A 25,723-nucleotide genomic window follows, 5' to 3' on the forward strand; every position below is an offset into this window, starting at 1 on the left:
GTCCACACATTAACCAAAGCTCGGGCGACGTCCTGAAATCATGGTTTCTTTTCCGTGATCGAGGCGACCCGTTCAAGGACAGGGCAAATTTAACGCTAACGCGCGAAACCGGCGGAGCCGCACCCATTCGGCGGCCGATTTGCAGACTTAAATGACTACCTTGGGGGATGCTGCGGCGCAGTCCAATCGCCACGCCAAGGCCAACTGATGAACGGCCTGATTGCAAGGCCGCCGGTCCCGTGCACGCATGCTGAATCGCCATTTCTCCATCTATCTCGTCGCCCATATCCTGCCTGCGGCGGTGGGTTTCTTCGCGGTCACCGCCTACACGCGGCTGCTGACGCCGGCGGAGTATGGCGTCTATGTCGTCGGCATGAGCATCGCCGGCATTCTGGGCGCGATCTTCTTCGTCTGGATCAAGCTCTCGGTGTCGCGCTATCAGGCGATGTCGGGCGATGTGGATTTTCGCGGCACGGCTATGGTCGCCTTTGCCCTCACGGTCGTTGCCATGTGCGCCGCGACCCCGTTGGTGTTCCTGTTCCGCAGCGACGTCAGTGTCGAGCTGGTGCTGGCCAGCATGTTTGTCGCGATCATGTCGAATGCGGTCGATGTCGGCCAGGAGTTCGAGCGCGCCAAGTTGCGGCCCTATCGCTTCGCGGCGATCTCGATCGTGCGCAGCGTGTCGAGCGTGGGTTTCGGCCTGCTCGGGATCTGGCTCGGCTGGGGTGGCATGGGCCTGCTCGCGGCGTTTGGGCTGGGCTCGCTCACCGGCATCGTTCTCAATCTCGTCGGCGATCGCACCAGGATCGCGGGCTTCTCGCGCAGCCAGTTCATGCAGCTCGCGCGCTACGGCCTGCCGCTGACGCTGGCCGGGCTTTCGGTCGCGGTCTACTCGGCCAGCGACCGGCTTGTCGTCGCCTGGTTGCTTGGCAAGGATGCCGCCGGTATTTTCGGCGTCGCCGCCGAACTGCCGCGCCAGTTCATGGTCATGATCGCTGGCAGCGTTGCCGCGGCCACCGTGCCGCTGGTGTTCCGCTCGCTGTCGGAGAAGAACGACGCCACGACGCGGGAACGATTGACCGAGAGCCTCGAGCTGCTGCTCGTCGTCGTTGCACCCGTCGCGGTCTGGCTCGCGCTCGCGGCGGACCAGGTCGCCGGCACCCTCGTCGGTGTCGATTTTCGCGCCGGCGTGTCCGCGCTGCTGCCGACGCTGGTGCTCGCCCGCTTCTTCGGCATTACCAATCAGTTCTACGTCCAGATCAGCTTCCAGCTCGCCGAGCGGCCGTTCATGCTGGCGGCGCAGTCGTTCCTCACGCTGATCGTCGGCGTGACGCTGATGTTCGCGCTGGTCACGGGCTACGGCATCTATGGCGCGGCGCTGGCGACGCTCGCGACCGAGGCGATCGGCTTTGGCGTCGCGGTCGTGCTGACGTACCGGGCCCATCCCGTGCCGTTCGATGTCATCAGGCTCGCCGGAGTCGCTGCATCGGCCGCGGCCATGGCTGGGGCGATCTTGTTCGCGCGCTCGCAGGTGAGCGGCACCGGGATCGTGGCGCTGATCATCGTGAGCGCTGCAGGCGGTCTCGCTTACGTCGCGGCGGCGTGGCTGCTGAATGTCGCGAACGTGCGGACGCTGTCATTGCGCTTCCTGCGGACATTCAATCGCAGGGCGCTGGGCGTCCAATAGCCTGACGAAGCGCAGCCTGGTCCAGAGCGACGCCTGCGCTGCACAAGTTTCCCCTTGCGTTCTATTCCTTGCCGCGGAATGTTGCGGACGAGCAGGGCAGCCGCGTCACATTTCGTCGCGGCTGCCCCTGACCATGCTCTGTTACGCTTGAAAAGCAAAGTTCGTTCTGCTCATAAGGGTTTTGAAATTGCGCTGAATCATGCGCAAAAAAGCCCACCGACTAAAGTCGTTAGCCAGCGAGGAAACGAAATAATGCGCAAGCTCACTTTGGCCATTGCCGTGATCGCCCCGATGCTCGGTCATGCCGCGTCGGCCGAGGATACCATCAAGATCGGCTACATCGATCCGCTCTCCGGCGGCGGTGCCAGTGTCGGCGAGGGCGGTCTCAAGACGTTCCAATATCTGGCTGACAAGCTCAACGCCAAGGGTGGCATTCTCGGCCACAAGATCGAGATCCTGCCGCTGGACAACAAGACCAATCCGCAGGAAAGCCTGGTGCAGGCCCAGAAGGCGATCGACGCCGGGGCCCATTACATCACGCAGGGTAACGGCTCCTCCGTCGCCGCGGCGCTCTCGGATTTCATCACCAAGAACAATACGCGCAATCCCGGCAAGGAAGTTCTGTACTTCAACTATGCCGCGGTCGACCCGAGCCTGACCAACGAGAAATGCAGCTATTGGCATTTCCGCTGGGATGCCAGCTCCGACATCAAGATGGAGGCGCTCACCAACTATATGAAGGACGTCCAGTCGATCAAGAAAGTCTATCTGATCAATCAGGACTATTCGTTCGGCCAGTCCGTGCGCGCCGATGCGCGCAAGATGCTCGGCGCGAAGCGGCCCGACATCCAGATCGTCGGCGACGAGTTGCACCCGCTGCTCAAGGTCACGGACTTCTCCCCCTACATCGCCAAGATCAAGGCGTCCGGCGCCGACAGCGTCGTCACCGGCAATTGGGGTCAGGACTTCGCGCTGCTGCTCAAGGCCGCGGCCGATGCCGGCCTGAAGGTCAACTGGTATACGTACTACGCCGGTGGCGCCGGCGGTCCGACCGCGATCAAGCAGACCGGTCTCGATCACCAGGTCTTCCAGATCACCGAAGGCTTCCCCAACTCCGGCAATCAGGGTGCGATGGACTTCGAGAAGGCCTTCCGCGCCAAGGTGAACCTGTCGCTGTGGTATCCGCGTGCCGTCAACGAGATGCGCATGTTCAAGGCTGCGGCCGAGAAGGCCAACTCGATCGATCCCGTGAAGGTGGCGGCGGCGCTCGAGGATATGAAGTTCGAGGTCCTCGACGGTGGCCAGGGTGTCATGCGCAAGGACGATCACCAGTTCTTCCAGCCGATCTACGTCTCCTCCTTCGGCAAGCTCGCCGCGAACGAGCCGTTCGACGAGGAGAACACCGGTTGGGGCTGGCATCTGGTTTCCAGGGTCGATACGCCGCAGGCCATGGTCTCCACCACCTGCAAGATGGTGCGGCCGTAATCTCTAAAGCACGTCGCCGTCTCGCGGCCATTGCTTGCGGGACGGCGGCGGCCGGAATGCATTTGATAGCTTGGACGATGTTCGCCGGGGCCATGTGGCCCCGGACATTCATGAGTGCGCTGTGCTTGAACTCGTTGTCATTTCGACCCTGAACGGCGTGCTGTTCGGCATGTTGCTCTTCCTGCTGTCGAGCGGGCTGACCGTCATCTTCAGCATGATGGGCGTGCTCAATTTCGCGCATGCCAGCTTCTACATGCTCGGCGCCTTCTTCGGCTTCCAGCTCACGAAATGGATCGGCTTCTGGCCAGCGCTGGTGCTGGCGCCGCTTCTGGTCGGCGCCATCGGCATGGCGGTGGAGCGCTACGGTCTGCGCAACACCCACAAGCATGGTCATGTCGCCGAGTTGCTGCTGACCTTTGGTCTGGCGTTCGCGATCGAAGAGATCGTCTCGATGATCTGGGGCAAGAGCCCGCTCGACTATCGCGTGCCGTCGCTCCTGGATTTCCCGGCCTTCACGATCTTCTCGACCAACTACCCCGCCTACAAGATCTTCATGCTGGCCGTCTCGATCATCATTTTCGTGGCGCTTCTGATCGTGCTCAAGCGCACCCGCGTCGGGTTGATCGTGCAGGCGGCGCTGACGCATCCGCACATGGTCGGGCATCTCGGCCACAATGTCGGGCGCGTCTTCATGGCCGTGTTCGGGGTCGGCAGCGCGCTCGCCGGCCTTGCCGGCGTCATTGCAGGTCCCGCCCTGGTGACGCAGTCCGACATGGCCGCTTCGCTCGGACCCATCCTGTTCGTGGTCATCGTGTTCGGCGGCCTCGGCTCATTGCCTGGCGCCTTCATCGCATCGCTCGTCATCGGCCTGGTGCAGACGTTCGCCGTGGCGCTCGATGGCTCGCTGGCGAGCGCCTTCGGGCCGCTCGATCCGTCGGCGGGGCCGTCCGTTCTCACCGACATCTGGAACGTCACGATCGCGCAGGTCGCGCCGATCGTTCCATACGTCCTGCTCGTGATCATTCTGATCGTACGCCCCATGGGCCTGATGGGGACGCGCGAATCATGACCACCGCAATGACTTCGACCTCCAAGGCGGTTGCCGATCCTGCCGGCGGAAGCCTGCGCTTTTATGGCGTCTGGGCGCTCGGCATCATCGTACTGATCGTGCTGCCGATGCTCTTCTCGTCGGGCGGCTCGCTGACCTCCTTCAGCCTGATCGGCATCGCGATCGTGTTCGCGCTGTCCTACAACATCCTGCTCGGTCAGACCGGGCTGCTGTCGTTCGGCCACGCTGTTCATTACGGCCTCGGTGGCTTCGCGGCCTGCCACATGATGAATGCGGTGGTGTCGCATGGCTGGCCGATCCCGCTGCCGTTCATCCCGCTGTTCGGCGGGCTCGGCGGGCTCGTCTTCGCTGTCATCATCGGCTGGGTCATGACCAAGCGTGCCGGCACCGTGTTTGCGATGATCTCGCTCGGCATCGGCGAACTGGTGGCGTCGTCCTCGCTGATCCTGCGCTCGGTGTTCGGCGGTGAGGCCGGCATCACCACGGACCGGACCGCGCTGCCGAAGCTGCTCGGCTGGTCGTTCGGGCCGCAGCTTCAGGTCTATTACCTCATCGCCTTCTGGCTCGTGCTGTCTGCCATTGCGATGTACGCGCTGACGCGCACGCCGCTCGGACGGATCTGCAATGCAGTCCGCGACAATCCGGAGCGCGTCCAGTTCATCGGTTACGATCCGCACGTCGTGCGCTACATCGCATTCTGCTTTGCCGGCTTCTTCGCCGGCGTTGCCGGCGGTCTCGCCGCGATCAATTTCGAGATCGCGAACTCCGCCTATCTCGGCGCGATCCAGTCCGGTCTCGTGCTGTTCTCGACCTTCATCGGCGGCACCGCCTATTTCTTCGGCCCGATCCTGGGCGCGATCCTCGTCACCTATCTGCAGCTCGGGCTGACCAGCCTGACCACGGTCTGGCAGCTCTATTTCGGCATCATCTTCATCGGGATCGTGATGTACTCGCCGGGCGGCATTGCCGGCCTGCTGATGATGCATCGGCCGCTGATCCGCGCCGGGACGCTATGGACGGTGATTCCGTCCTATCTCGTTGCGATCGTACCGACGGTCGCACTGGCCTGCGGCGTGATCCTGACCATCGAGACCGTCGCCCGTTTCTCCGGTGGCGATCCTATCAATCTGTTCGGCGTTGCCTTCAACGCGACATCGCCGGTGACCTGGCTCACCGCTGCGGTTCTGGTGGCCGGCGGCTTCTACGTCGCGCGGCTGACCTGGCGGCGGATCGCGGACGCATGGGATCGCGCCGCTACGGTGGCGCGTGACCGGGGGTATTTGGCATGAGCGAAGCGGTATCTGGCACGACCGCAGCCATTGAAGTTCGCGCCGTCGAAAAGCGCTTTGGCAATGTCGGCATCATTCGCGACCTCAATCTCAGCGTCGCCAGGGGGGAGCGGCACGCCATTATCGGGCCGAACGGCGCCGGCAAATCGACGACGTTCAATCTGATCAGCGGCCATATCGCGCCGACCTCGGGTGAGGTGAAGCTGAACGGCGATCTGATCTCGGGCCTGCGGCCTTTCGAGATCAACCGTCGTGGCCTTTCGCGCTCATTCCAGGTGACCAACGTGTTCGCGCGCATGACGGTCTGGGAAAACGTGCGCTGCGCCGTGCTGTGGGCGACGGGCCATCGCTACGCGTTCTGGAAGAACGTCGACAGCCTGCCCGAGGTGCGCGAGCGTACCGCGCAGATCCTCGACGACATTCATCTCACGCATCGTCGCGATGTTCCGGCGGGCCTGCTCACTTACGCCGAACAGCGCGAGCTCGAGATCGGCATCACGATCGCGAGCGGGGCCACCGTCGTCATGCTGGATGAGCCGACGGCGGGCATGAGCCACGCCGAGACCGACCGCGCGGTATCGCTGATCCGACGACTGACCGAGGGCAAGACGCTCGTCATCGTCGAGCACGACATGAGCGTCGTGTTCGGCCTTGCCGACCGCATCTCGGTCCTGGTTTACGGCCACATCATCGCCTCGGGCACGCCGGAAGAGATTCGGCGCGATCCCAAGGTCAAGGAAGCCTATCTCGGCGAGGAAGCGCACTGATGCTCGAGGTCAGGGATCTCCACGCCTATTACGGCAAGAGCCACATCCTCCAGGGCGTCGATCTCGACGTGGCCGCCGGCGAAGTCGTCAGCCTGCTCGGTCGCAACGGCGTTGGCCGCTCCACCACGGTCAAGGCGATCATGGGCGAGGTCGCCCCGCAAGGCACGATCCGCTTCAAGGGCAAGGACATCGCAGGCCTGCCGAGCTACAAGATCGCGCGCCTTGGGCTCGGCTATGTGCCTGAGCATCGCGATATCTTTCCAAGCCTGACGGTGCGCCAGAATCTGCTGCTCGGCATCAAGGATACGCGCCATCCCGGCAAATGGCGGCTTCAGGACATGCTCGACATGTTCCCCAATCTCGCCGCGCGCGCCGATACGGCCGCGGGCGTGCTGTCCGGCGGCGAGAAGCAGATGCTGACGACATGCCGGACGCTGATGGGCGATCCGGACCTCATCATGATCGACGAGCCGACCGAAGGCCTCGCGCCGCTGATCGTGCAGCAGGTCGGCGACCTCATCGCGCGGATCGCGCAGGCGGGCGTCGCCATTCTCCTCGTCGAGCAGAAACTCTCGATCGCGATGCGCATCTCCAAGCGCGTCTACATCATGGGCCACGGCCGCGTCGTGTTCGAAGGCACGCCGGACGAGCTCAAGGCCAACGCGGCCGTACGGCAGGAATGGCTCGAAGTCTGACGCCGTTGTCAGACGGCGAACTGGCGTAAGGCGAGCGCCATCGCCTCGAACGCTATCGCCTGGCGCCGGCGGACGCCGTCCAGCGCACGAAGTCGATGGCTGCGGTTGATCTTTCCGGCGATTTCGGCTGCCTGGTCATCACCATGAATGTCGTGGCCGTGATCGGATCGGCATCCTCGCACGGCGCGTTGGTGAGGACGCGATGGAAATCCTTGTCCGCCGTCCAGTCCGCGCTCGCAGTCACCTGCCCGCCCAAGAACCAAGGTCGCGCGCGAAGGTGATCAGGACGGCTGCGAGGATGGCTAGCGAGACTGAGATGGTCAGGCCCTTCGCCAAGCCCTTGGTATGGCTTTCGGGAAAGACAACGAAGCCTGTGGTGAGGAGCGCCAGTCCGGCCACTGCCGCGGCAATCTGCGAGAGAGTTGAGGACACCCGTTCATCCTCCGATGCGCTGGCGATCGAGCTTACGGCCACCGTTGCCGGGATATGAAGCAATGCTCTGTGATTCCCGTCACACCCCTGCGGCCCTCCAGGGCGGACCATTCCGCCGCGGCGCGTTCGCCAGCGCTAGGCCAGGCCCGGCCACGGACCGCCCTTCCGCCCGCGTGGACCGTCGTATATGAGAGTTTCGACGCCGGAACGGACCGAATATTGCCGGAAACGGAACAGATGGTGGCTGCGAATTCTTAATCCAAAGATCGCAATCTGATCGATGATCGAAAGTGCGGACAGGCAACCGGGGAATGGCATGAAAGACCTGATGACGACGGCGCAATCCAATAGAGCGATGCGGCGTTGGGGGCCTCCGGGAATTGCAATGTTCGCGGCGGCAATTGCGCTGACTGCGCTGACCTCGGGCGCCATGGCCGCGAAACAGCCGCGGCAGACTGCCGAGGCGGTGGCGCAGCGCGAGGCGGGCGAACCGATCATGGCGATCGTGTCGATCAAGAGCCAACAGGTCACGTTCTATGACACCGAGGGCTGGATCCTGCGCGCGCCGGTCTCGACCGGCACGACCGGACGCGAGACGCCTGCCGGCGTCTTCGCGGTCGTCGAGAAGGACAAGGACCATCACTCCACCATGTATGACGATGCCTGGATGCCGAACATGCAGCGCATCACCTGGAACGGCATCGCGCTGCATGGCGGACCGCTGCCCGGCTACGCGGCCTCGCACGGCTGCGTGCGCATGCCGTTCGGTTTCGCCGAGAGCCTGTTCGACAAGACCAATATCGGCATGCGGGTGATCATCTCGCCGAATGACGCCGCCCCCGTCGATTTCTCGCATCCCTCGCTGTTCGTGCCCAGCAAGGAGGCTATTTCGGCGGCCCCCGCGCGTGCCGACAGGCTCTCCGCTCAGGCGGAGGAAGCCACGAGCGCGGCCGATGATGCCAAGAAGGCCGCGACGGCAGCCGCCAAGGATGCTCAATCGCTTCCCGCTTCGTTGCGCAAGCTCGAGCAGCAGAAGGCCCGCGCCGACGCCGAGAACGCTTATGCCGACAAGCTGGTCGCCAACGCCAAGAACGACCAGGCCAAGGCAAAGGCCGACGAGCTGAAGCAGAAGGCCGCCACCAAGGCCGCGGATGCAGCGACTCAGTTGGACGCCGCCAAGGCCGCGGCACAGCCGAAGCGCGATGCGGTTGCCGCCACCAAGGAAGCGGCCAAGGTCGCCACGGCCAAGAAGGCCGAGGCCGTCAAGGCTGCGACCGACGCCAAGCTCGCGCTGGAGCCGGTCTCGGTCTACATCAGCCGCTCGACACAGAAGCTCTATGTTCGGCGCAACACCCACAAGCCGGCGCCCGATGGCGGCGGCGAGGTGTTCGACACCAGCATCGAGGTTCCCGTCACCATCCGCAATCCGGACCAGCCGCTCGGCACGCACATCTTCACTGCGATGGCGAAGAACGATACCGGCCTGCGCTGGAGCGTGGTCACGATCGACGATGGCGACAGCGCCAAGGACGCGCTCGACCGCGTCACCATCCCGCAGGAGGTGTGGGATCGCATCGGACCCACCGCATTGCCGCGCTCGTCGATCATCATCTCGGATGAGCCGCTGAGCGCCGAGACCAACTACCGCACCGAGTTCGTCGCTGTCTTGAGCAACCATCCTCAGGGTGGTTTCATCACCCGTAAGCCGACCGCGCCGCCGGTGGAGATGGCCAGCGACGACGGCTGGGGCGGCAACAATTTCTTCTTCTTTGGGCAGCGCGATCCCATCCCGCAACCCGTCAATCCGCGCCGCCGCAGCGGCCAGTACCAGTACTATCAACCGGCGCAGCCGATGCAGCGGAGCTTCTGGTAAGGATGAGGCGGGAGCCTAAAGCGGGATGAGTTGTGGTTGAAGCGATGCGCGCCAGAGGGGCACCTCTCCCGAAGGGAGAGGTCGGATCGCATTGAAAATGCCATCCCGGTGAGGGGTTACAGTCTCACTGATCGCTGCGGCCCCTTACCGGGATTGCTGAGCAATCCGACCTATTTGGTCTAGCGGCTCCTGTCGCTACGGCCGGGCGGTGATCACCAAAGCCTGAATCTTGGCCTCGACCGGTCCAGTGCCGTGGCGTTTTCGGATCGCTTGCGCAACGGCGTCGGTCGCAGCCTCGAGCTTGCTTGCATCCCTGGCCTCGATCTCGCCGCGTAGCGGCGTTCCCTGGCAGTACGCGATCGCCACGTATTCGGCCGAAGGTCCACGGCTCGTCGCTGTCACTGTTTCGATCGATATGTCCCCGAAGCCCGCCCGTTCGAGGTCGGCCTTGATGACGGCCTTGTCGTGGTAGCCGTGCGGTGTTCGCGCCATGAACAGCGGCGGATTGTCGGGAAACATCGTGCCGAGCGTGGTCGTCGCGTCATCCGCGAACACATTGTCCTCGATGCGGTCCCAGATGCTGAGCAGGTACGTGCCATCAGGCTTCAACACCCGCTTCGCTTCCGCGTAGCCCTTGCTGCGATCCGGAAAGAACATGGCGCCGAACTGGCAGCAGACGACGTCGAACGCGGCATCGTCGAAAGGCAGCGTCAGCGCGTCCGCCTGACGCCAGGTCATGCGCGGGTCATCGCCCTGGCGTTGCTTCGCGACTTCAAGCATCGGCTCGTTGAGGTCGGTCGCGACGAAGCGGACACCGGCAGGCAGCAGCGCCGCCACGGCCCGCGTGACGGCGCCGGTGCCGGCGGCGATTTCGAGCAGGTCCGAGGGGGAGAGCGCAGCAACGCGCCTGGCAAGGTCGTCGGCATAGACGGAGAAGATCAGCGGAACCAGATATTCGTCGTAGAGCTTTGGAACCGAGCCCGCGAAAACCTTGTCAGTGCTGGACATGATTGCCTCGCTGAACACTGGAACAGGACGGGCTACGCTACCACGGATCGTCGGGGCCGCAACGGCGTGGCTCGTCCTGTCATTCAGCAGAGGAAGTCGATGGCTTCGCGTTCCCGACCTCGCGGATCGGCCGCGTGCCGTCCCAGTTCGCTGCCGCTTGCTGGACCTTTTCGAAGAACGGCCCCTTGGTGCCGCTGATGTCGGAGATCTCGATGATCGTGCCCGGATGGGCCTGCGTGTCGAAATAGGCAAAGCGTCCCTTGTCGCCACCGATCTGCCCCTCGTGGCCGATCCTGTAGCCGATCCTGATCGCCTTGTCGTAGAGCGCCTGATAGTCGTGGCTCCAATAGGACATGTGCTGGAGGCCTTCGTGGCCGGCGTCCAGGAATTCCTTGTACAGCGAGGGTACCTCGTTGCGCTGCTGGATCAACTCGATCTGGAGATCGCCGGAATTGGCCAGCGCAATGCTCATCTCGACCGCGGAATCCTGGCCGCGATAGCGGAACCAGTCGGTTGTGACGCGGTCCATGTAGTACCAGGGGCCAACGCCCATCACCTCGATCCAGTGCTTCATCGCGGCCTGGATGTCCCGCACCACATATCCGTTCTGGCGCACCGCGCCGAAGATGCGGCTCATGCCCGCGCTCCTCTTCTCAGCCTGCTCACTTGACTTCGATCCCGGCGTCCTTGGCAACCCGCTTCCAGGCCGTGATGTCGCGCGCATTGATGTCGAGCGGAGTTGAATGCGGCCCGCTCTTGCAGCGTCGTGCGGCCGCGACCGACGATCGCCATATAAGACGAACGATCGTTCGTCTGCTTGACTAGCGAACGATCGTTCGTTAGTCAAGCACATGGCTGTCCACACCTCCAGCGCAGCTGAAGCGGCTGCGCCCACGACGCGCCGTCGCATTCTCGACGAAGCGCTGAATCTGTTCGCGCAGAGCGGCTATGGCGGCGCCTCGATGCGCGAGCTCGCGCGCCGCGTCGGCATCCGCGAGAGCAGCCTCTACAATCATTTCTCCGGCAAGGCCGCGATCCTGGAAGCGATCGTCAGCGAGCACGGCCCGGCAAGCTCCGCGAGTCGCCTGGAGGAGCCGCGCTACGAGCAGCTCGCGGGCCAGCCCGAAGCGTTCTGTCGGCAGTTTGCGCGCGATCTGGTCGAGCAATGGTCCGATCCACGCGAGCATCAGTTCCAGAAGGTGATCACTGCCGAGCGCAATCGCGTGCCGGGCATTCGTGCCAAATTCGCCGACCACTTTTACGCGCGCGAACAGAGCATGATGACCGACTATTTCCGCGGCTTCGCGCGCGCAGGCCTGATCATGACGCCGGACCCGCGCGAGACCGCGCGGCTGTTCGCGGCGGGCCTCATCTACATCCGCCTCGAGCATTATGTGATGGGCGCGGCGCCGTCGCCGCGGCCGAAGGTGAATGAGGCGATCGACCGCTATCTCGCCTTCTTCCTGTCGCTGATCGCGGCGGGTGCTGACAACAACAAGAAGAGAAAACCCAAGGGAGAGAACCGTGGCAAGGCTGCCCCTGATTGATCCGGACACGACGAGCGGCGACATCCGCGCCTCGTTCGACCGCATGCCGGTCAAGCTCAACATCTTTCGCATGATGGCCCATGCCGAGGCCAACATGATCCCGGCGATGCGGCTCGGCAATTCGATCCTGCACAAGCAGAAGCTCTCGGCCGTCAACCGCGAGCTCCTGATCCTCCTGGCGGCTCAGCTCGAAGGGGGTGCCTATGAATGGCGCCAGCACGTGCCGATCGCGCTCGGCGTCGGCTGCACACAGGCCCAGATCGATGCGGTGGGGCGCAGCGACTATGACGCCGCCGCGCTCAACGAAGCAGAGCGCGCGCTGCTGAAGTTCGGCCGTGAGGTGGTCGAGAATGTCCGCGTCCAAGCGGCCATCTTCGATGCCGCGCGAAACCATTTCAGCGACCAGGAAATCGTCGAAGCCATCGTCGCACTCGGCTTCTACATGATGATGGCGCGCGTCACCGAAGCGACCGAAACCGATCTCGATCCCGCGGCCGGCATGAAGGTCTATGACGGCGGCAAGAAGTAGGCGGCTGAGATGGCGGAGACCGAAATCAAACCGGAGCGCTACGTCCGCCCGCCGAGCGCAGAGTCATTGGGCGAAGCGCCGGGCAGAGGCCGCCTCAAGGGCCGTCGCATTCTGATCGTCGGCGGCGGCCAGCGCGTGTTCGATGCCGCGACCGACCCCATCGGCAACGGCCGCGCCATGAGCATTTTGTGTGCGCGGGAGGGTGCAAAAGTCGCAGTGGCCGACCTCAACCGCACTTCCGCGCAGCAGACCGTCAAGCACATCACGAACGAAGGCGGCGAGGGCTTTGCGATTGCGGCCGACGTCACGAGCGAGGCCGACGTTCAGCGGATGATCGAGGAAGCTCACCGCGCCACGGGCGGTCTTGACGGCATGGTGCTGAACATCGGCACCTTCGGCAAGACCGGGCTCGACAATGTCAGCCCGGAGGAGTGGAACAGGATCTACGACGTCAATGTTCGTGGTCCCATGCTGTGCTGCCGCGCCGCGATGCCAAAATTCGACGATGGCGGCGCCATCGTGTTCATCTCCTCGATCGCGGCGCTGAAGGCCGGATCGCAGATGGCCGTATATGATTCCTCGAAAGCCGCGCTCGGTGGCCTGATGCGCAACATCGCCCATCTCGGCGCTCGGCGCGGCATCCGCGCCAATCTCGTCTATCCCGGCCTCGTCGACACCCCCAACGGCCGTGAGGCCGGCGCCGGTCGTCCCAACCGCGGCAAGGGCCACATCCCCTTCGGCCGCCAGGCGACCGCCTGGGAGGTCGCCTATGCCGTGCTGTTCTTTCTCTCCGACGAAAGCGTCTACGTCACCGCGCAAACGCTCGCGGTGGATAGCGGCTTGAGCGGGATGTGAGCGAACGACACTATCGCCCGGGCGATACCGCGTGCCCGAGGAGATGATCGAGCGAGACGCGCCCGGGTCCGTAAGCCATGATGCCGAGCGCCATCGACGCCCAGGTGAGATGGATCGGCCATCCGTCGGGCACCGTGAGCTCGACGATCACCGTCATGAACAACAGTCCGAGCGCTGCGAACCGCGTGCCTAGTCCGAGCACGAGCAGGATTGGAAGCCCGATCTCGCCTGAGCCCGACAGGAAGGCCATCACCGTCGGAGCCGGAAAATGATACGGCCCGCCAGGCAGATGCAGCATGAATTCGTCACTGAACAGCGTCACCGCAGTGTCATTCAGTTTGAGGAAGCCGCCCCATTTGAGCATGCCCGAGCGCCAGAACGGCACGGCCAGCGCGACACGCAGCACGAGCTGGGCCAGGGAGGGCGCGGCAAGCATCTGCACGAGATGATTTGCCTTGTCGATGAGCAGCCCGAGCGGTGGAAGGCCGTTAGCTGCGGTCACGCGTTGGTCCGTGATCATCCTGCATCTCCAAGAGCAATCGAGGTGAATGCGCCGGCCTCGATCAGGCCGGCGATGTTCGTGGCGATGTCGAATTCGGCCGATGCCTCGAGTGCGGCCGCCGCGGCTGCGCCGAGCGGCTGGCCGGACATCAGGCTCGCGGCAAAGACGGCGCCGCCGGGCGGAAGGTGGCGCACGACGACGTCGAACTCGGGCCGGGTGATCAGGGCGTCTTCCGGAGTGGACGCGTCGATGCGTGCCACCGGCGCGCTGTCGCGATGAGCTGCAAAGATTGTCACGGCCGCATATTGCGATCGCACGATTCGTGCGGCGGGGTGCGGCGCGAAGACGAGATCACCAAGCCGCTCCGTCGCGATGGCGGACAGCCGCACTGGTGCCAGCGGCACTTCGTCGGCGGCATGATAGGCATCGAGCCAGGCGCGCTCGATGCGGGCGACATCGGCAAGCCAGGGTATGTTTTGCGCATGCGCGTAGTTCGCGACGAACTCCGGGAAGTCGCGGCCGTAATCGAACAGCAGCGGTGAGCTCGGCGGGGTATTGCGAACGTGGAAGCGCGCCATAGCGCGGAAGAAATCGGTTCCGGTGATGCGCTGCACCGCCGGATAGATCGCAACCAGCGCCTCGATCAGGCTGACCGTGACGTTGTTGCGGTAAACATCATAGCGTCGGCCCGCCGGCGCGCCGTTTCGGCCGGCGACGGTCGATGGAGCGTCGCGAGCGGGGTCGAGCAGCGACGGCGCGAAGAGCGCGGCAAATCCGAGGTCAGCTTCAGGCCGCACGGCGATCCTCCGCCGCTGAGGCCGTCTGGCCGCGATCGAGGATCGCCTGCGCGGCGGCGGCCTCGGCCAACAGAACCGGCCATTCCGGGATCCTGCTGTCCCATTCGACCAGCGTCGGCACGGGGCCGCGCTGCCCCACGATGATCTCGAATAGTTGCCATACGGCATCCGCGACCGGGCCGTCATGGCTGTCGATCAGGAGGCGATTGCCGTCATCGTCGGTCTGCTCCGCGTGGCCGGCCAGATGAATCTCCTCGACGTGCGCAAGCGGAAAATCGGCGAGATAGTCCAGCGCGGGATAGCCGTGATTGGTGGCGGACACGAACAAATTGTTGATGTCGAGCAGCAGGCCGCAGCCGGTACGCTTGGTGATGGCGCGGATGAAGTCGGTCTCGCTCATCGTGGACTCGCGGAAGGTGACGTAAGTCGATGGGTTCTCCAGCAGCAGCGGGCGGTGGATCACCTCCTGCACCTCGTCGATGTGATCGCAGACGCAAGCCAGCGTCGCCTCGGTATAGGGCAGGGGCAGCAGATCGTTGAAGAAGCTGGTCTCATGCGTGGACCAGGCGAGATGCTCGGAGACCAGCGCCGGCTGATAGCGTGCCACCAGGCTCCGAAAGCGCGCCAGATGTGTTCTGTCGAGCGGCTGTGGCCCGCCGATCGACATGCAGACGCCGTGCAGGGACAGCGGGTGGTCGCGGCGGATCGCTTCCAGCGCGCGATGTGGCGCTCCGCCCGCCCCCATGTAGTTCTCGGCGTGCACCTCGAAGAAGCCGGCTTGCGAGCCGGCTTCGAGAATCGCCGGAAGGTGCTCGGGTTTGAAACTGGTCCCGGCGACGCCGCCGATTGGCAGCGAAAAGCGGATCGGCACGGTGGCGGGCTTGGTGGCCGGGATCATGGTGCTTCTCCGCTTCCTCACTGTTGGCGTGATGTTCCGGTCGGCCGGCCGCGTCAGACCGGCTTGAGCGAACCCTTCTTGCCGCCCGGCAGGTCGATGTTGGTGCAGGTGCCGCCTTGGACGAATTTCCAGGCGTTGCCCTGGAAATCGATGGTCGAAGTGCCCTGGCAGGTCGTGCCCGGGCCTGCCGCGCAATCGTTCTGGCCCTTCAGCGCGACGCCGAAGCACTTCTCCTTCTTGGCGGCGATGGCCGCATCGGCCTCGGCCTTGGTCAGCGGGCCGGCGGCGGCAAGGGTCGCAAGCGCGGTCGACATGGCGCCGGCGAGGGCGAGCGTTGTGACAAGTTGTTTGGCAGACATTGGAGTTCTCCTGTTCGAGATGGCATCGCCTGGCAGGCGAGGGCGCATGGTCTCGTTCGCCCCGTACGCAACCGGCGTTACCGCCGGCATGCTCACGAGTCCGTGAGACCGGTTGATCGGGCGCACGGTGGTGCGCTTGGCAGGGATTAACGGGCAAGCGCCGGCGCAAATCCAATGCCTTGGCTCTATCGAGATGTTAGCCGCAGGGCATTGGTGGGGACGGCCCGCAGCTGCCAGACGTAACGAAGCACGGTCGGCGGCGTAGAGCGCTGCAGATGATGCGCACACTTGCGAAGGCGAAACCGTAATGATTGTAGATCCCGAAAGGCGGCTTGCGGCCATTGCGAGGGTGACAGTCAGCATCCGCCTCGCGGTGTCGGCCCTGGTCCTGGCTGCGATCCTGCTGACGGCTGCCCTCTCCAGTCTGTTGTGGTGGCGCACGGCGGAGGCGACCAGCCGGCAACTTGCCTCCACCATCAACGAGCAGATCGTGGCGGCGGTGCGCAAGGAGGTCTCCGCCATCGTAGACGAGGCGCGCGCCGCGCATACGGCGATCCGCACGCTGTTCCTCCAGAACGTGCTCGATACCCGCGAGGCCGACAAGCGCGAATTCGTCTTTCTGTCGCAGTTGCAGTCGCAGGCGACGATCTCCTGGGTCGCCTTCGGCTGGCCCGACGGATCCTTCTTCGCCGCGCACAAGCTCGGCGATCGCCGGTTGGAAATGATGGAGATTTCGCTGACCGATCATCCCGGTCAGCGTCGCGTCGATGAATATGACGTCGTGCCCGGCGATATCGAATTCGCCAATCGTCGGTTCGAGCCGACCGAATTCCACGTCGCCGATCAGGCCTGGTTCAAGGCCGGACTTACCGCGGACGACCCGCAATGGTTCAGGGTGGTAGATCATCCCATCGGCGAGCGGCCGTCGATCGCCTTTGCCGGCCCGATCGACGTCTATCAGGAGCGGCAGGGCGTTCTGGCCGTCATCATTGAATATACGAGGCTCGCGCGCTTCCTGTCGCAGCTCGAGGTCGGGCGCACGGGGACCGCCTTCATCGTCGACGACAGCGGCGAACTCGTCGCCGCGCCGGACAAGGATGCCGACGAGCTGCACTCTGCGCGCGGTGACACCACGCTGCTCTCGCTGGCACGCCTCGCGCTCGAAAATGCGGGCGAGTCCGGCCGCAAGGAGGCGTGGCGCAGCCGCCTGACATCGGGCGGTGCGGCGTACGAGGTTGCGCTGACGCCGCTGCCGTTTCCCGGCTGGTCGCTCGCGACTGTGATCCCGGAAGCCGAATTCCTCGGTCCGGTCGAGACGACGCTTCATCGCCTGATCCTCGGCTTGGCCGTCGGCGTCGTGCTCGCAGCACTGGCGTCGGCGGTGCTGGCGCGCTCCGTCATCGCCGCGCCGTTGTCACGCGTCGCCGGCGAGCTTCGTCATGTCGAAGCGTTCGCGCTGGAGCAGGTCCGCCGCCATCCGTCTCGCCTCAAGGAGATTGCGAGCCTGTCGGGCGCCATCGCCGAGATGGCAGCCGGCCTTTCCGCTTTCCGCAAGTTCATCCCGGCAGACCTGGTCCGTGCCCTGCTGCGCCAGGGCGTCGAGGCAAGGCCCGGCGGCAGCATCCAGGAGCTCAGCGTGATGTTCATCGACATCGCCGGTTTCACTGGACTGTCCGAGCGACTCGGCGATCGCGTCGTGCCGCTCCTGTCGCGCTATCTCGATATCACCTCGGAAATCATCGTCGCCAATGGCGGCACCATCGACAAGTTCATCGGCGACGCCGTCATGGCGTTCTGGGGCGCGCCACAGCCGCAGGCGGATCATGCCGTGCGATGCTGTCGCGCGGCGCTCGCGTGCCGCAAGGCGATCGAGCAGTCCGGCTTGGCCGACGATCTCGGCCAGCCGCTCCAGATCCGGATTGGAATCAATTCAGGCCGTATGCTGGTCGGCAATATCGGTTCGGAACTGCGGCTGAACTACACCGTGATCGGTGATGCCGTGAACGTCGCAAGCCGGCTGGAAGGCGCCAACAAATCCTATCGAACGCAGATTCTGGTCGGCGAAGCCACGGTACGTCTGGCACGGGATGCGGTCATTACCCGTGAGATCGACAGTATCGCGGTGTACGGACGGGAGGAGGGCCTTTCCGTCCACGAGCTGATCGGGGTCGCAAACGAGGGCTCTGTCGACGGTGAAGCGATCGGCTGGATCGCGGACTACGAGCGGGGGCTCGCCAGCTATCGCGCACGCCGGTTTGTCGCCGCGCTCGCCGATTTCGAAGCCGTGTTGCAGCAGCGCGGCCACGACCGCCCGGCCGAGCTGATGCGCGACCGCTGCCGACATCTCGCCGCCGCCGCCCCTGATGCGACCTGGCGGCCCGTGGCGGCGTTGACGTCGAAATAGCGGCGGCAAGCCGGCGTTTCGCGCGATCGCCAGATTCAGATTGCACGCGATGGCCATTCCTCCTAATAGAATTGGACAAATGACCAAATAGCATGGTCGAGTACCGAAAGGTGCCGCCATGGAGGAGCAGCCGCCGGCGCGCGTACCGCTGGGAGGCTCGAGGGTGGAAACGCAACATGTCGCAAGCGGATGGTTTTGGGCTGGCGGGGGTCATCGGCATGCCGGTCGCGCATTCGCGCTCGCCGGTCATTCACAATTATTGGCTGAAGGCGCACGGCATCCGCGGCTCCTATGTGCCGCTCGCAGTAAAGCCGGAGCGGCTGGAGGATGCGCTTCGCGGGCTTGTCGCGCTCGGGTTTCGCGGCTGCAACGTCACCATGCCCCACAAGCAGACGGCGATGCCTCTGCTCGCCCGGGTCAACGAGACCGCCAAGCGCATCGGCGCCGTCAACACCATCGTGGTCGAGGCAGACGGCACGCTGTCCGGTTTCAACAATGACGGCAACGGTTTTGTGCAGAGCCTGCGCGACGCCAAGGCGGACTGGCGCGGCGATGCCGGCCCGATCCTGCTGCTCGGTGCGGGCGGCGCCTCGCGCGCGGTGGTCGTCGCACTGCTCGAAAACGGCGCGCGCGAGATCCGCATTGCCAATCGCACGGCCGAGAAGGCGCAGGCGGTCGCCAGGGAATTCGGCTCCGCGATCAAGACAGTTGCGTGGGACGATCGCGCTGCGGCGCTCAGTGATGTCGCGTTGCTCGTCAACTGCACCGATCGCGGTATGGTCGGCAAGAGCGCGCTGGAGATCGACCTGTCGCGGCTGAAGAGCGAAACGCTGACAGCCGACCTCATCTACACGCCGCTGGAAACACCATTCCTGGCCGCCGCCCGCGCGCGCGGCTGCGTCACGGTGAACGGGCTCGGCCTGTTGCTCAACCAGGCGCGGCTCGCCTTCAAGGCCTGGTTCGGCGTCATGCCGGATGTGACATCGGAGCTGATCAAGGCCATCGAGGCCACGTTCTGAACCGCGCGCCGGGGGAGTCTTTCGCCATGTCCTTGCCGGCCGGCCCGAAGATCGATTGCCACATCCATGCCATCGATCCCGTCCGCTTTCCCTACGGTCCCGATACGCCGTATCGGCCGAGCGGGCAGGAGATCGCGCCGGCCGCGCAGCTTCTCCGCGTGTTCGACGTCTTTGATGTCAGCCATGCGCTCGTAGTTGCCACCAACACCGGCTATGGCAGCGACAGCCGCATCCTGCTCGACACCTTGAGGCAGGGTAGCGGTCGCTTCAGGGGCGTCGCCGTCGTCGAGAACGACGTCGATATCCGCGAGCTCGAACGCTTGAAAGCCGCTGGCGTGATCGGCGTCGCCTTCAACGTGCCGTTCCACGGCGCCGGCTATTATCGCAACGCCGCGCCGCTTCTGGAGAAGCTGACGAGCCTCGGCCTGTTCCTCCAGATCCAGGTCGAGCAGGACCAGCTGCTCGATCTGCTGCCGCTGATCGACAAGTCGCCTGTGCGCCTGGTGTTCGACCATTGCGGCCGGCCGGCGGTCACGCAGGGGCTCAAAGGCAAGTCCTTCCAGGCGCTGCTTGCGATCGGCCGCGAGCGCGACGCGCATATCAAGCTGTCCGGCTATTACAAATTCTCGCAGCAGCCGCATCCCTATGAGGACACGTGGCCGTTCATCGCAGCGCTGGTCGAGGCCTTCACGCTCGATCGTTGCGTCTGGGGATCGGACTATCCGTTCCTGCGCGCAGCTGAGCGGCTCGACTATGGGCCACTGCTCGCGGTACTGACAAAGCTGTTTCCGGATCCGCGCGATCAGCATCGCCTGCTGTGGCGAACGCCGGCGAAATTGCTCGGCTTCGATGGATCATAAAAACGAAAGCAAAGGGGAGGAGGACACTATGAGGCATCTTGCAGGGACGCTCGCGATTGCCTTGGCCGCATCGCTCACGACGGTCGCGGCCCGCGCGCAGAGCACCGTCTACATCCCTGATGTCGTCGAGCTCTCCGGTCCCGGCGCCGTCTCCGGCACCAACTGGCGTGACGGCGTCGCGCTCGCGGTCGACGAGATCAACGCCGCCGGTGGTATCTTGGGCCGCAAGATCCAGACCGAGCATCTGGACACCCAGAGCAATCCCGGCATTTCGCGCGCGCAGGTGCAGAAGGTCCTGGACAAGGATCCTTATGTCGTGCTCGGGCCGATCTATTCCGGCTCGGTCAAGGTCAATATGGCGCTGACGCAACAAGCCGAGATCCCGCAGATCGTCGGCGCCGAGGCCGCCGACATCACCACGCAAGGCAACCCCTGGGTGTTCCGCACCGCCTTCGGCCAGCAATTCTCCATGCCGAAGATCGCCAACTATCTGCACGACAAGCTCAAGGTGAAGAACGTTGCGGTGGTCTGGGTCAACAATGATTTCGGCAAGGGCGGCCACGACAATTTCGTGAAGGAGATGAAGACGCGCAACATCGAGGTCGCTGTCGATATTTCCACCGAGCAGGGCCAGGTCGATTTCGGCTCCGACGTCATCAAGCTCAAGAGCGCCAAGGCGGATGCCGTCTTCGTCTACACCAATGAGGAGGAGAGCGCCCGCTTCCTGATCGAGGCGAAGCGGCAGGGCCTCTCGACGCCGCTGTTCGGCGAGACCACGCTGCTCAGCCAGAAGGTGGTCGAGCTCGCCGGTCCTGCCGCCAATGGCGTGCGCGGCCATGTCGGACTTTCCGCCGATGCGCCGGTGCCGGCGATCGAGGAGTTTGCGAAGAAGTTTTCCGCGCGCTTCAAATATCTGCCTGACCACAACGGCATCAAGGGATACACCGCGGTGTATCTCGTCAAATACGTCACCGAGAAGATTGGCAAGTTCGACAGCAAGGCCTTTGGCGCGGCGATGAAGGGCCTGACACTGACGCCCGACAAGGCTCCGGGCATGCTGATGGAAGCGAGCTGGGACCAGAACGGTGACATCGATCGCGCCAGCTTTCTGGCCGAGATCGTCGACGGCAAGCAGAAGATCGTCGAGACACTGCCGAAGTTGAACAGCAGAAAGGGCGAGTGAGGAGCGACGATGATGTGCTAACACATCGGCACACGCGTCGCTCCGGAACAGATCCCAGACATGAAGACCAAGCTGCTCAACTCCCAGGACTACACCCGCTCACCCTGGAAGAACGGCGGCGGCATCTTCACCGATATCGCGGATGCGCATCGTCCCGGCGCGACGGCGAAGGATTGGGACAGCCTGCTGTGGCGCTTTGCCTCCACGCCGATTGTGGCGCCGGGGCCATTCTCGCACATGCCGGGCATCGACCGCCTGCAGATGGTGGTCCGTGGGCGCGGGCTAGTGCTGAAAGCGCCCGGGCAGGAGTTCGACGAACGTGAGCCCTTCACCACCGTCAGCTTCACCGGGGAGATGGAGATCGTGACCGCGCTCGAAGCCGGCCCGGTCGAGGTCGTCAATCTGATGGCGCGGCGCGGTGCGGCGGAAATCGAGCTTACCGCGCTCAGGCAGCCCGGCGAGAGACCGCTGTCCGCCGGCACCCATCTGCTTTACGCGGTGTCCGGCAATTGCGGCATTCGTCTCAATAACGAGGAATTCATCATTCCCGGCGGCAGCACGCTGAAGGCCGAGCTGACCGCAGCGTCCAGGCTGACGCTGATTTCGGGACTGGCCGTGCTGGGGTCGATCCAGCTCATAGGCTAGACGGCGGATGCTTGCGCACAATCCGTGCAACTGGCTAGGTTGACGCGGCCGATCCGGGACACGATATCTGCTGCGATGCAGAGTACCGCCGAAGGCCAGGATATGAACGCGCCAGACAAGTTTCCCGCTGCCACACAAGCCGACGGCGTCGTCGACTGGCTGACCAACGGCACACGCGACCAGCGCTTCATCGACAATATTTTTGCCGAGATGTGCATCCGCCTACAGCAGGCCGGAGTTCCGCTCAAGCGGTCCACGCTTCATGTCCGCATCCAGCATCCGCAATGGCTGGGGGCTCGCTTCATGTGGTCCGACGGCATGCGTGAGGCCGAGATCGGGCGGGTCGACTTCGATGTCATGGGACGCCCCGAATTTATCGGCAGCCCCGCCAACGAAATGTTCGACGGTGCAATCGAAGTGCGCGAGAATCTGGAGCAGGATCCGGCGCTTGGCCGCAAGCATGCGCTTTATGACGAAATGCGGGCGTCGGGCCTGACGGACTATGTCGCCTGGCCGCTCTACCATACCCTCGGCAAGCGCCATCTCATCACCTTTGCGACCGACCGACCCGGCGGCTTCGACGACGCGCATATTGCTGCGCTGAAGAAAGTGTTGCCGGTGCTGGCGCTGGTCAGCGAGATCCGCATCAAGAATCGTCTGGCACGCACGCTGCTCGAAACCTATGTCGGCGCTCATGCCGGCGAGCTCATTCTTGCCGGCGCCACACGACGCGGCACCGGAACGACGGTGCGCGCCGCGATCATGATCTGCGACTTGCGCGATTTCACGAAAATCTCCGACAACTGGCCGCGCGACGACGTCATCGATCTCCTCAACGACTATTTCGATGCGATGTCCGACCCGATCGCGCGGCATGGCGGCGAGATCCTGAAATTCATTGGCGACGGGCTGCTCGCGATCTTCCCGCTGAGCCAGCCCAATGCCTGCGCCAACTTGCTGCGTGCCGTGACCGAGGCCCGGCAGGCCATGGCCGCGCTGAACGAGCGGAACAACGGCACAGGCCGCGCGCCGCTGAACTACGGCATCGGCGTCCATGTCGGCGACGTCATGTACGGCAATATCGGCTCGACCACCCGGCTCGATTTCACGGTGATCGGCCCCGCCGTCAACATGGCCTCTCGGCTCGAGGCGCTCACCAAGCAGATCGGCAAGCCGGTGCTGCTGTCGCGCGATTTTGCGGAGCTGGTGACGCCGGAGTTCGAGCTTGAGCGGGTCGGTCAGCACGCCGTGCGGGGTTTCAATGAGCCGATCGAGCTGTTCGCATTTCAGCCGGGCGCTGGCGCGTAGCGGCCGGGTGACCTGATCGCACGCTGTTGCCAAGGCGCGAGCGTCCAATTACGCTCAAGTCTCAGGTCCGCCAAAATGGTCCAGCGATCGGCCGCAAGTTCATGCCAAAATTTCTTCGCATCGGCCTGCATCAGTCCAATGTATCCGGATACACGTCAAAGGCGTGGTGCGTGCGGCGGGTCGGCTCGGCGGTGTTCCTGAAATGGGGCGCCGTGGAGGTGCAGGGCGCCGGCAAGGGACGCCAGGTTTACTGGACACGCCTGCCACAAGAGAAAACCATTCGTTGCGGCACCGCGCAGCGCGCCCAGGACTACACGAAGTCTGCGATCGCGCGGCGGCGCAGCCATGATTATGAGCCGTTGAGTGGGGCTATCGCAAACCGGCGCAAATCCGCCAACGGGAGTGCCGACCTCAAGCAAGCGCTCGCCACGATCCTGATCGTCGATATCGTCGGTTCCACGGCAAAGGCCGCGAAGCTCGGCGATGCGCGCTGGACCAAGGTGATGGGCCTCTACTACGCGGCGGTCCGCAAAGAGCTGAAGTCTTCGCGCGGCAAGGAGGTCGTGACGACCGGAGACGGCGTGCTCGCGACCTTCAAGGCGCCGGCGGCCGGCATCAATTGCGCGACCGCGATCCAAAAGTCCGTGCGCACGCTCGGCCTCGATATCAGGGTAGGCCTGCATGCTGGCGAATACACGGTGAGCGGCGGCGAGATGGTCGGTCTTGCCTTCCACATCGGCACCCGCATCGCGGCGAAGGCGCGGGCCGGCGAAGTCCTGGTCTCGAGCGCCGTGAAAGAGCTGCTCGCGGCGCAATCCCAGATCCGTCTCAGGGATCACGGCAGCCATCAGCTCAAGGGCGTGCCGGCGCGGTGGCGGTTGTATCGCGTGGAGGGTTGAAGGGGGCGATGCCCCACTCACCGTATTCTTCGCCCATCTGGCGTCCTTCTCGATGCGTTCTCTCGCCATCGCGGCGTCCAATACGCCTCGATCACGTGCCGTGAGCCGAACGGCTGCCGGCCGGGAATAAACACAATATCGAATCGATCCTCACCAAGGGCCGGCGTGGCAGCGGCGCGATTTGACGTGCGCGGTGTCGCGACGGGGCAGGAACGCGACACAAAACAGAAGAAGCCTGAGACCCTGGGAGTACCGGAAAATGTCGTTGCATCGGTCTGCAAGCGCCGCACGCGTGTGCGGCGCGGGGATTATCTTGTCATCATTGTTGGGCGGCGGAGCCCATGCGGCGGATCTTTGGACGAAAGCTCCGCCCGTTCCTTATGCCGCGGCCGACGATGTCTGGACGAGACCGTATCTGTTCGGCGATCTCGGCAGGACGAGGCTGCAGGAGCAGGGCATCTCTCTGGCGCTGACGCTCGGCGACGAAGCCGTTACGAATTTGTCGGGCGGAGCCAGGAACACCGCCGCTAACGCCGGTCAGCTGGCGTTTCAGGCAAAATTCGACCTGGCGAAGCTGGCCGGCCTCCAGGGCGGCACGGTCGGCCTCACGCTGGTCGACCGCTTTGGCCACAATCTGAATACCGAGGCGGATATTCCTGCCCTGCAGCTCACCAATGAAGTTTTTGGCCGCGGAAGCATTCTGCGCCTGACCGAACTCTACTACTCGCAGAAGCTTTTCGACGGTCGCCTTGAACTCAAGGGCGGCCGTCTTCCTGTCGGCTCCGACTTCTTCTTTGGCGAGTGCGAGTTCATCAACCTGACCTTCTGCGGCGGTCAACCCGGCAACATCCAGGGCGGCTACATCTTCAACTGGCCCGTGAGCCAATGGGCTGCTCTCGCTCATTTCAACCTGACCAAGGAATGGAAGATCTCAGTCGGCGTCTACGACGCCAATCCGAATTATCTGACGACGTCAGACTCCACCGTCTACTTCTTGCCCGGCATTCCCGCCTCAAATCCTGCGGCGGGCGTGATGGTGCCGGTGGAGTTGACCTGGACACCGGGTGGTCCCCTGAACGGGACCTGGAGATTCGGCGGCTGGTATGACAGTGCGTCGACGATCGATGGCGGTCTTCCCGGCATCATTGCGACCGTTCCGGGCGTCGGTGGTGTCCCGGATCAAAATCTGGGAAATCAGCGAGGTCGCTTCGGCCTTTATGAGTCGATCCTGCAGCGATTGACCGTCGACGGCCCCAAGGCGCAGGGTTGGTACACGTTCTTCAATACGACCGTGGCCGACCACCGGACCTCGTTCCAGGACTACCAGATCTCCTGGGGCGTCAAGCACACCGGAACGTTCGCCTCGCGACCCGATGACGAAGTCGGCTTCGCCGTGGGCACGACCCACGTGAATTCGGCAGCCCTCAGTCCGAATGCAGGCGGCAACGAGGTTCCGTTCGAAGTCTGGTACGGATTGCAGGCAACCGGCTGGATGAATCTCAAGTTCGACGCGCAATACGTGATCAATCCCGGCGGGCGCGGGTTCAATGCCGCCGGTGTGAAGACCGAGAATGCGTGGGTGCTTGGTCTGCGCACTCTGGTCCACTTCTGAG

26 protein-coding genes are annotated in these 25,723 nt (G+C 64.1%); 18 read left to right on the top strand and 8 right to left on the bottom strand.

Going from position 1 to position 25,723, the window contains the following annotated elements; all coding sequences use genetic code 11:
• Window positions 1-247 precede the first annotated feature (247 nt).
• The 6 genes from JQ587_RS23930 (at window position 248) to JQ587_RS23955 (ending at window position 6,992) form a co-directional block, all read left to right on the top strand.
• Window positions 248-1,687, top strand: coding sequence for a lipopolysaccharide biosynthesis protein (locus tag JQ587_RS23930; protein ID WP_212426909.1), 1,440 nt, complete (start codon window positions 248-250; stop codon window positions 1,685-1,687).
• A gap of 252 nt (window positions 1,688-1,939) precedes the next feature.
• Window positions 1,940-3,172, top strand: coding sequence for a branched-chain amino acid ABC transporter substrate-binding protein (locus JQ587_RS23935; protein WP_212426910.1), 1,233 nt, complete (start codon window positions 1,940-1,942; stop codon window positions 3,170-3,172).
• Window positions 3,173-3,293: 121 nt separating this feature from the next.
• Window positions 3,294-4,241 (top strand): branched-chain amino acid ABC transporter permease, encoded by a 948-nt coding sequence (locus JQ587_RS23940; protein WP_212299974.1) that lies wholly within the window; start codon window positions 3,294-3,296, stop codon window positions 4,239-4,241.
• Window positions 4,238-5,530 (top strand): branched-chain amino acid ABC transporter permease, encoded by a 1,293-nt coding sequence (locus JQ587_RS23945; protein ID WP_212426911.1) that lies wholly within the window; start codon window positions 4,238-4,240, stop codon window positions 5,528-5,530. Before JQ587_RS23940 ends, JQ587_RS23945 begins: the two co-directional genes overlap by 4 nt.
• A complete protein-coding gene (locus JQ587_RS23950) occupies window positions 5,527-6,297 on the top strand; it encodes an ABC transporter ATP-binding protein (RefSeq protein WP_212299972.1) in 771 nt (256 codons plus the stop codon). The genes JQ587_RS23945 and JQ587_RS23950 overlap by 4 nt, the downstream gene beginning before the upstream one ends.
• On the top strand, window positions 6,297-6,992 hold the full coding sequence (locus tag JQ587_RS23955; protein ID WP_212426912.1) for an ABC transporter ATP-binding protein: 696 nt from the start codon (window positions 6,297-6,299) through the stop codon (window positions 6,990-6,992). Before JQ587_RS23950 ends, JQ587_RS23955 begins: the two co-directional genes overlap by 1 nt.
• A 52-nt stretch (window positions 6,993-7,044) precedes the next feature.
• Here the strand turns inward: JQ587_RS23955 and JQ587_RS23960 are convergent, their stop codons facing one another.
• Window positions 7,045-7,236: a hypothetical protein gene (locus JQ587_RS23960; protein WP_249149219.1), complete on the bottom strand. Its 192-nt coding sequence runs from the start codon at window positions 7,234-7,236 to the stop codon at window positions 7,045-7,047.
• Window positions 7,233-7,487: a hypothetical protein gene (locus JQ587_RS23965; protein ID WP_212426913.1), complete on the bottom strand. Its 255-nt coding sequence runs from the start codon at window positions 7,485-7,487 to the stop codon at window positions 7,233-7,235. Before JQ587_RS23965 ends, JQ587_RS23960 begins: the two co-directional genes overlap by 4 nt.
• Before the next feature lie 253 nt (window positions 7,488-7,740).
• On the opposite strand from JQ587_RS23965, the gene JQ587_RS23970 reads away from it, so the two are divergent.
• A complete protein-coding gene (locus JQ587_RS23970; RefSeq protein ID WP_212299969.1) occupies window positions 7,741-9,297 on the top strand; it encodes a L,D-transpeptidase in 1,557 nt (518 codons plus the stop codon).
• A gap of 195 nt (window positions 9,298-9,492) precedes the next feature.
• On the opposite strand, the gene JQ587_RS23975 is transcribed toward JQ587_RS23970, so the two are convergent.
• Window positions 9,493-10,305 (bottom strand): class I SAM-dependent methyltransferase, encoded by an 813-nt coding sequence (locus JQ587_RS23975; RefSeq protein ID WP_212426914.1) that lies wholly within the window; start codon window positions 10,303-10,305, stop codon window positions 9,493-9,495.
• 79 nt (window positions 10,306-10,384) lie between these two features.
• Window positions 10,385-10,942 carry a VOC family protein gene (locus tag JQ587_RS23980; protein ID WP_212426915.1) on the bottom strand — a complete coding sequence of 186 codons (558 nt, stop codon included), beginning with the start codon at window positions 10,940-10,942 and terminating at the stop codon, window positions 10,385-10,387.
• 214 nt (window positions 10,943-11,156) lie between these two features.
• Between JQ587_RS23980 and JQ587_RS23985 the strand changes: the two genes are divergently transcribed.
• Genes JQ587_RS23985 through JQ587_RS23995 form a run of 3 tightly spaced genes read left to right on the top strand, consistent with a single transcriptional unit; the run spans window position 11,157 to window position 13,236 of the window.
• Window positions 11,157-11,852 (top strand): TetR/AcrR family transcriptional regulator, encoded by a 696-nt coding sequence (locus JQ587_RS23985; protein WP_212426916.1) that lies wholly within the window; start codon window positions 11,157-11,159, stop codon window positions 11,850-11,852.
• Complete coding sequence (locus JQ587_RS23990) at window positions 11,830-12,381, top strand: carboxymuconolactone decarboxylase family protein (protein ID WP_212299965.1); 552 nt, start codon at window positions 11,830-11,832, stop codon at window positions 12,379-12,381. The genes JQ587_RS23985 and JQ587_RS23990 overlap by 23 nt, the downstream gene beginning before the upstream one ends.
• 9 nt (window positions 12,382-12,390) lie before the next feature.
• Window positions 12,391-13,236, top strand: coding sequence for an SDR family NAD(P)-dependent oxidoreductase (locus JQ587_RS23995; RefSeq protein ID WP_212426917.1), 846 nt, complete (start codon window positions 12,391-12,393; stop codon window positions 13,234-13,236).
• A 10-nt stretch (window positions 13,237-13,246) separates the two neighbouring features.
• Here the strand turns inward: JQ587_RS23995 and JQ587_RS24000 are convergent, their stop codons facing one another.
• From JQ587_RS24000 to JQ587_RS24015, 4 genes are read right to left on the bottom strand one after another with little or no spacing between them, the layout of a single operon-like run.
• Window positions 13,247-13,756: a DoxX family protein gene (locus JQ587_RS24000; protein WP_212426918.1), complete on the bottom strand. Its 510-nt coding sequence runs from the start codon at window positions 13,754-13,756 to the stop codon at window positions 13,247-13,249.
• Complete coding sequence (locus JQ587_RS24005; protein ID WP_212426919.1) at window positions 13,753-14,535, bottom strand: HvfC/BufC N-terminal domain-containing protein; 783 nt, start codon at window positions 14,533-14,535, stop codon at window positions 13,753-13,755. The genes JQ587_RS24000 and JQ587_RS24005 overlap by 4 nt, the downstream gene beginning before the upstream one ends.
• Window positions 14,525-15,433, bottom strand: a complete 909-nt coding sequence (bufB, locus tag JQ587_RS24010) for an MNIO family bufferin maturase (RefSeq protein WP_212426920.1) — start codon at window positions 15,431-15,433, stop codon at window positions 14,525-14,527. The genes JQ587_RS24005 and bufB overlap by 11 nt, the downstream gene beginning before the upstream one ends.
• Window positions 15,434-15,486: 53 nt before the next feature.
• Window positions 15,487-15,792, bottom strand: a complete 306-nt coding sequence (locus tag JQ587_RS24015) for a BufA1 family periplasmic bufferin-type metallophore (protein ID WP_212299960.1) — start codon at window positions 15,790-15,792, stop codon at window positions 15,487-15,489.
• 307 nt (window positions 15,793-16,099) lie between these two features.
• Between JQ587_RS24015 and JQ587_RS24020 the strand changes: the two genes are divergently transcribed.
• From JQ587_RS24020 to JQ587_RS24055, 8 genes are all read left to right on the top strand, one after another.
• Entirely contained in the window at window positions 16,100-18,196 is a 2,097-nt protein-coding gene (locus JQ587_RS24020; RefSeq protein WP_212426921.1) for an adenylate/guanylate cyclase domain-containing protein, read from the top strand.
• A 176-nt stretch (window positions 18,197-18,372) separates the two neighbouring features.
• Window positions 18,373-19,215, top strand: coding sequence for a shikimate dehydrogenase (locus JQ587_RS24025; protein WP_212299958.1), 843 nt, complete (start codon window positions 18,373-18,375; stop codon window positions 19,213-19,215).
• Between the two features lie 26 nt (window positions 19,216-19,241).
• Window positions 19,242-20,075 carry an amidohydrolase family protein gene (locus JQ587_RS24030; RefSeq protein WP_212426922.1) on the top strand — a complete coding sequence of 278 codons (834 nt, stop codon included), beginning with the start codon at window positions 19,242-19,244 and terminating at the stop codon, window positions 20,073-20,075.
• A gap of 28 nt (window positions 20,076-20,103) precedes the next feature.
• Window positions 20,104-21,258: an ABC transporter substrate-binding protein gene (locus JQ587_RS24035; RefSeq protein WP_212426923.1), complete on the top strand. Its 1,155-nt coding sequence runs from the start codon at window positions 20,104-20,106 to the stop codon at window positions 21,256-21,258.
• 60 nt (window positions 21,259-21,318) lie between these two features.
• Window positions 21,319-21,903, top strand: coding sequence for a HutD/Ves family protein (locus JQ587_RS24040; RefSeq protein WP_212426924.1), 585 nt, complete (start codon window positions 21,319-21,321; stop codon window positions 21,901-21,903).
• A 102-nt stretch (window positions 21,904-22,005) separates the two neighbouring features.
• Complete coding sequence (locus tag JQ587_RS24045; protein WP_212427002.1) at window positions 22,006-23,211, top strand: adenylate/guanylate cyclase domain-containing protein; 1,206 nt, start codon at window positions 22,006-22,008, stop codon at window positions 23,209-23,211.
• A 101-nt stretch (window positions 23,212-23,312) separates the two neighbouring features.
• Complete coding sequence (locus tag JQ587_RS24050) at window positions 23,313-24,110, top strand: adenylate/guanylate cyclase domain-containing protein (protein ID WP_212426925.1); 798 nt, start codon at window positions 23,313-23,315, stop codon at window positions 24,108-24,110.
• A 259-nt stretch (window positions 24,111-24,369) separates the two neighbouring features.
• Window positions 24,370-25,722, top strand: a complete 1,353-nt coding sequence (locus tag JQ587_RS24055; RefSeq protein WP_212299953.1) for a carbohydrate porin — start codon at window positions 24,370-24,372, stop codon at window positions 25,720-25,722.
• Window position 25,723: the final 1 nt, after the last annotated feature.

Source organism: Bradyrhizobium manausense, assembly GCF_018130615.1.
In the GTDB taxonomy this organism is placed as follows: domain Bacteria; phylum Pseudomonadota; class Alphaproteobacteria; order Rhizobiales; family Xanthobacteraceae; genus Bradyrhizobium; species Bradyrhizobium manausense_A.

What these genes read in the sequence shown, in the direction of transcription:
- JQ587_RS23930 (WP_212426909.1), top strand. Translation starts at nt 248, where the DNA reads ATGCTGAATCGCCATTTCTCCATCTATCTCGTCGCCCATATCCTGCCT.
- JQ587_RS23935 (WP_212426910.1), top strand. Translation starts at nt 1,940, where the DNA reads ATGCGCAAGCTCACTTTGGCCATTGCCGTGATCGCCCCGATGCTCGGT.
- JQ587_RS23945 (WP_212426911.1), top strand. Translation starts at nt 4,238, where the DNA reads ATGACCACCGCAATGACTTCGACCTCCAAGGCGGTTGCCGATCCTGCC.
- JQ587_RS23950 (WP_212299972.1), top strand. Translation starts at nt 5,527, where the DNA reads ATGAGCGAAGCGGTATCTGGCACGACCGCAGCCATTGAAGTTCGCGCC.
- JQ587_RS23955 (WP_212426912.1), top strand. Translation starts at nt 6,297, where the DNA reads ATGCTCGAGGTCAGGGATCTCCACGCCTATTACGGCAAGAGCCACATC.
- JQ587_RS23970 (WP_212299969.1), top strand. Translation starts at nt 7,741, where the DNA reads ATGAAAGACCTGATGACGACGGCGCAATCCAATAGAGCGATGCGGCGT.
- JQ587_RS23975 (WP_212426914.1), bottom strand. Translation starts at nt 10,305, where the DNA reads ATGTCCAGCACTGACAAGGTTTTCGCGGGCTCGGTTCCAAAGCTCTAC.
- JQ587_RS23980 (WP_212426915.1), bottom strand. Translation starts at nt 10,942, where the DNA reads ATGAGCCGCATCTTCGGCGCGGTGCGCCAGAACGGATATGTGGTGCGG.
- JQ587_RS23985 (WP_212426916.1), top strand. Translation starts at nt 11,157, where the DNA reads ATGGCTGTCCACACCTCCAGCGCAGCTGAAGCGGCTGCGCCCACGACG.
- JQ587_RS23995 (WP_212426917.1), top strand. Translation starts at nt 12,391, where the DNA reads ATGGCGGAGACCGAAATCAAACCGGAGCGCTACGTCCGCCCGCCGAGC.
- JQ587_RS24000 (WP_212426918.1), bottom strand. Translation starts at nt 13,756, where the DNA reads ATGATCACGGACCAACGCGTGACCGCAGCTAACGGCCTTCCACCGCTC.
- bufB (WP_212426920.1), bottom strand. Translation starts at nt 15,433, where the DNA reads ATGATCCCGGCCACCAAGCCCGCCACCGTGCCGATCCGCTTTTCGCTG.
- JQ587_RS24015 (WP_212299960.1), bottom strand. Translation starts at nt 15,792, where the DNA reads ATGTCTGCCAAACAACTTGTCACAACGCTCGCCCTCGCCGGCGCCATG.
- JQ587_RS24020 (WP_212426921.1), top strand. Translation starts at nt 16,100, where the DNA reads ATGATTGTAGATCCCGAAAGGCGGCTTGCGGCCATTGCGAGGGTGACA.
- JQ587_RS24025 (WP_212299958.1), top strand. Translation starts at nt 18,373, where the DNA reads ATGTCGCAAGCGGATGGTTTTGGGCTGGCGGGGGTCATCGGCATGCCG.
- JQ587_RS24030 (WP_212426922.1), top strand. Translation starts at nt 19,242, where the DNA reads ATGTCCTTGCCGGCCGGCCCGAAGATCGATTGCCACATCCATGCCATC.
- JQ587_RS24035 (WP_212426923.1), top strand. Translation starts at nt 20,104, where the DNA reads ATGAGGCATCTTGCAGGGACGCTCGCGATTGCCTTGGCCGCATCGCTC.
- JQ587_RS24040 (WP_212426924.1), top strand. Translation starts at nt 21,319, where the DNA reads ATGAAGACCAAGCTGCTCAACTCCCAGGACTACACCCGCTCACCCTGG.
- JQ587_RS24045 (WP_212427002.1), top strand. Translation starts at nt 22,006, where the DNA reads ATGAACGCGCCAGACAAGTTTCCCGCTGCCACACAAGCCGACGGCGTC.
- JQ587_RS24050 (WP_212426925.1), top strand. Translation starts at nt 23,313, where the DNA reads ATGCCAAAATTTCTTCGCATCGGCCTGCATCAGTCCAATGTATCCGGA.
- JQ587_RS24055 (WP_212299953.1), top strand. Translation starts at nt 24,370, where the DNA reads ATGTCGTTGCATCGGTCTGCAAGCGCCGCACGCGTGTGCGGCGCGGGG.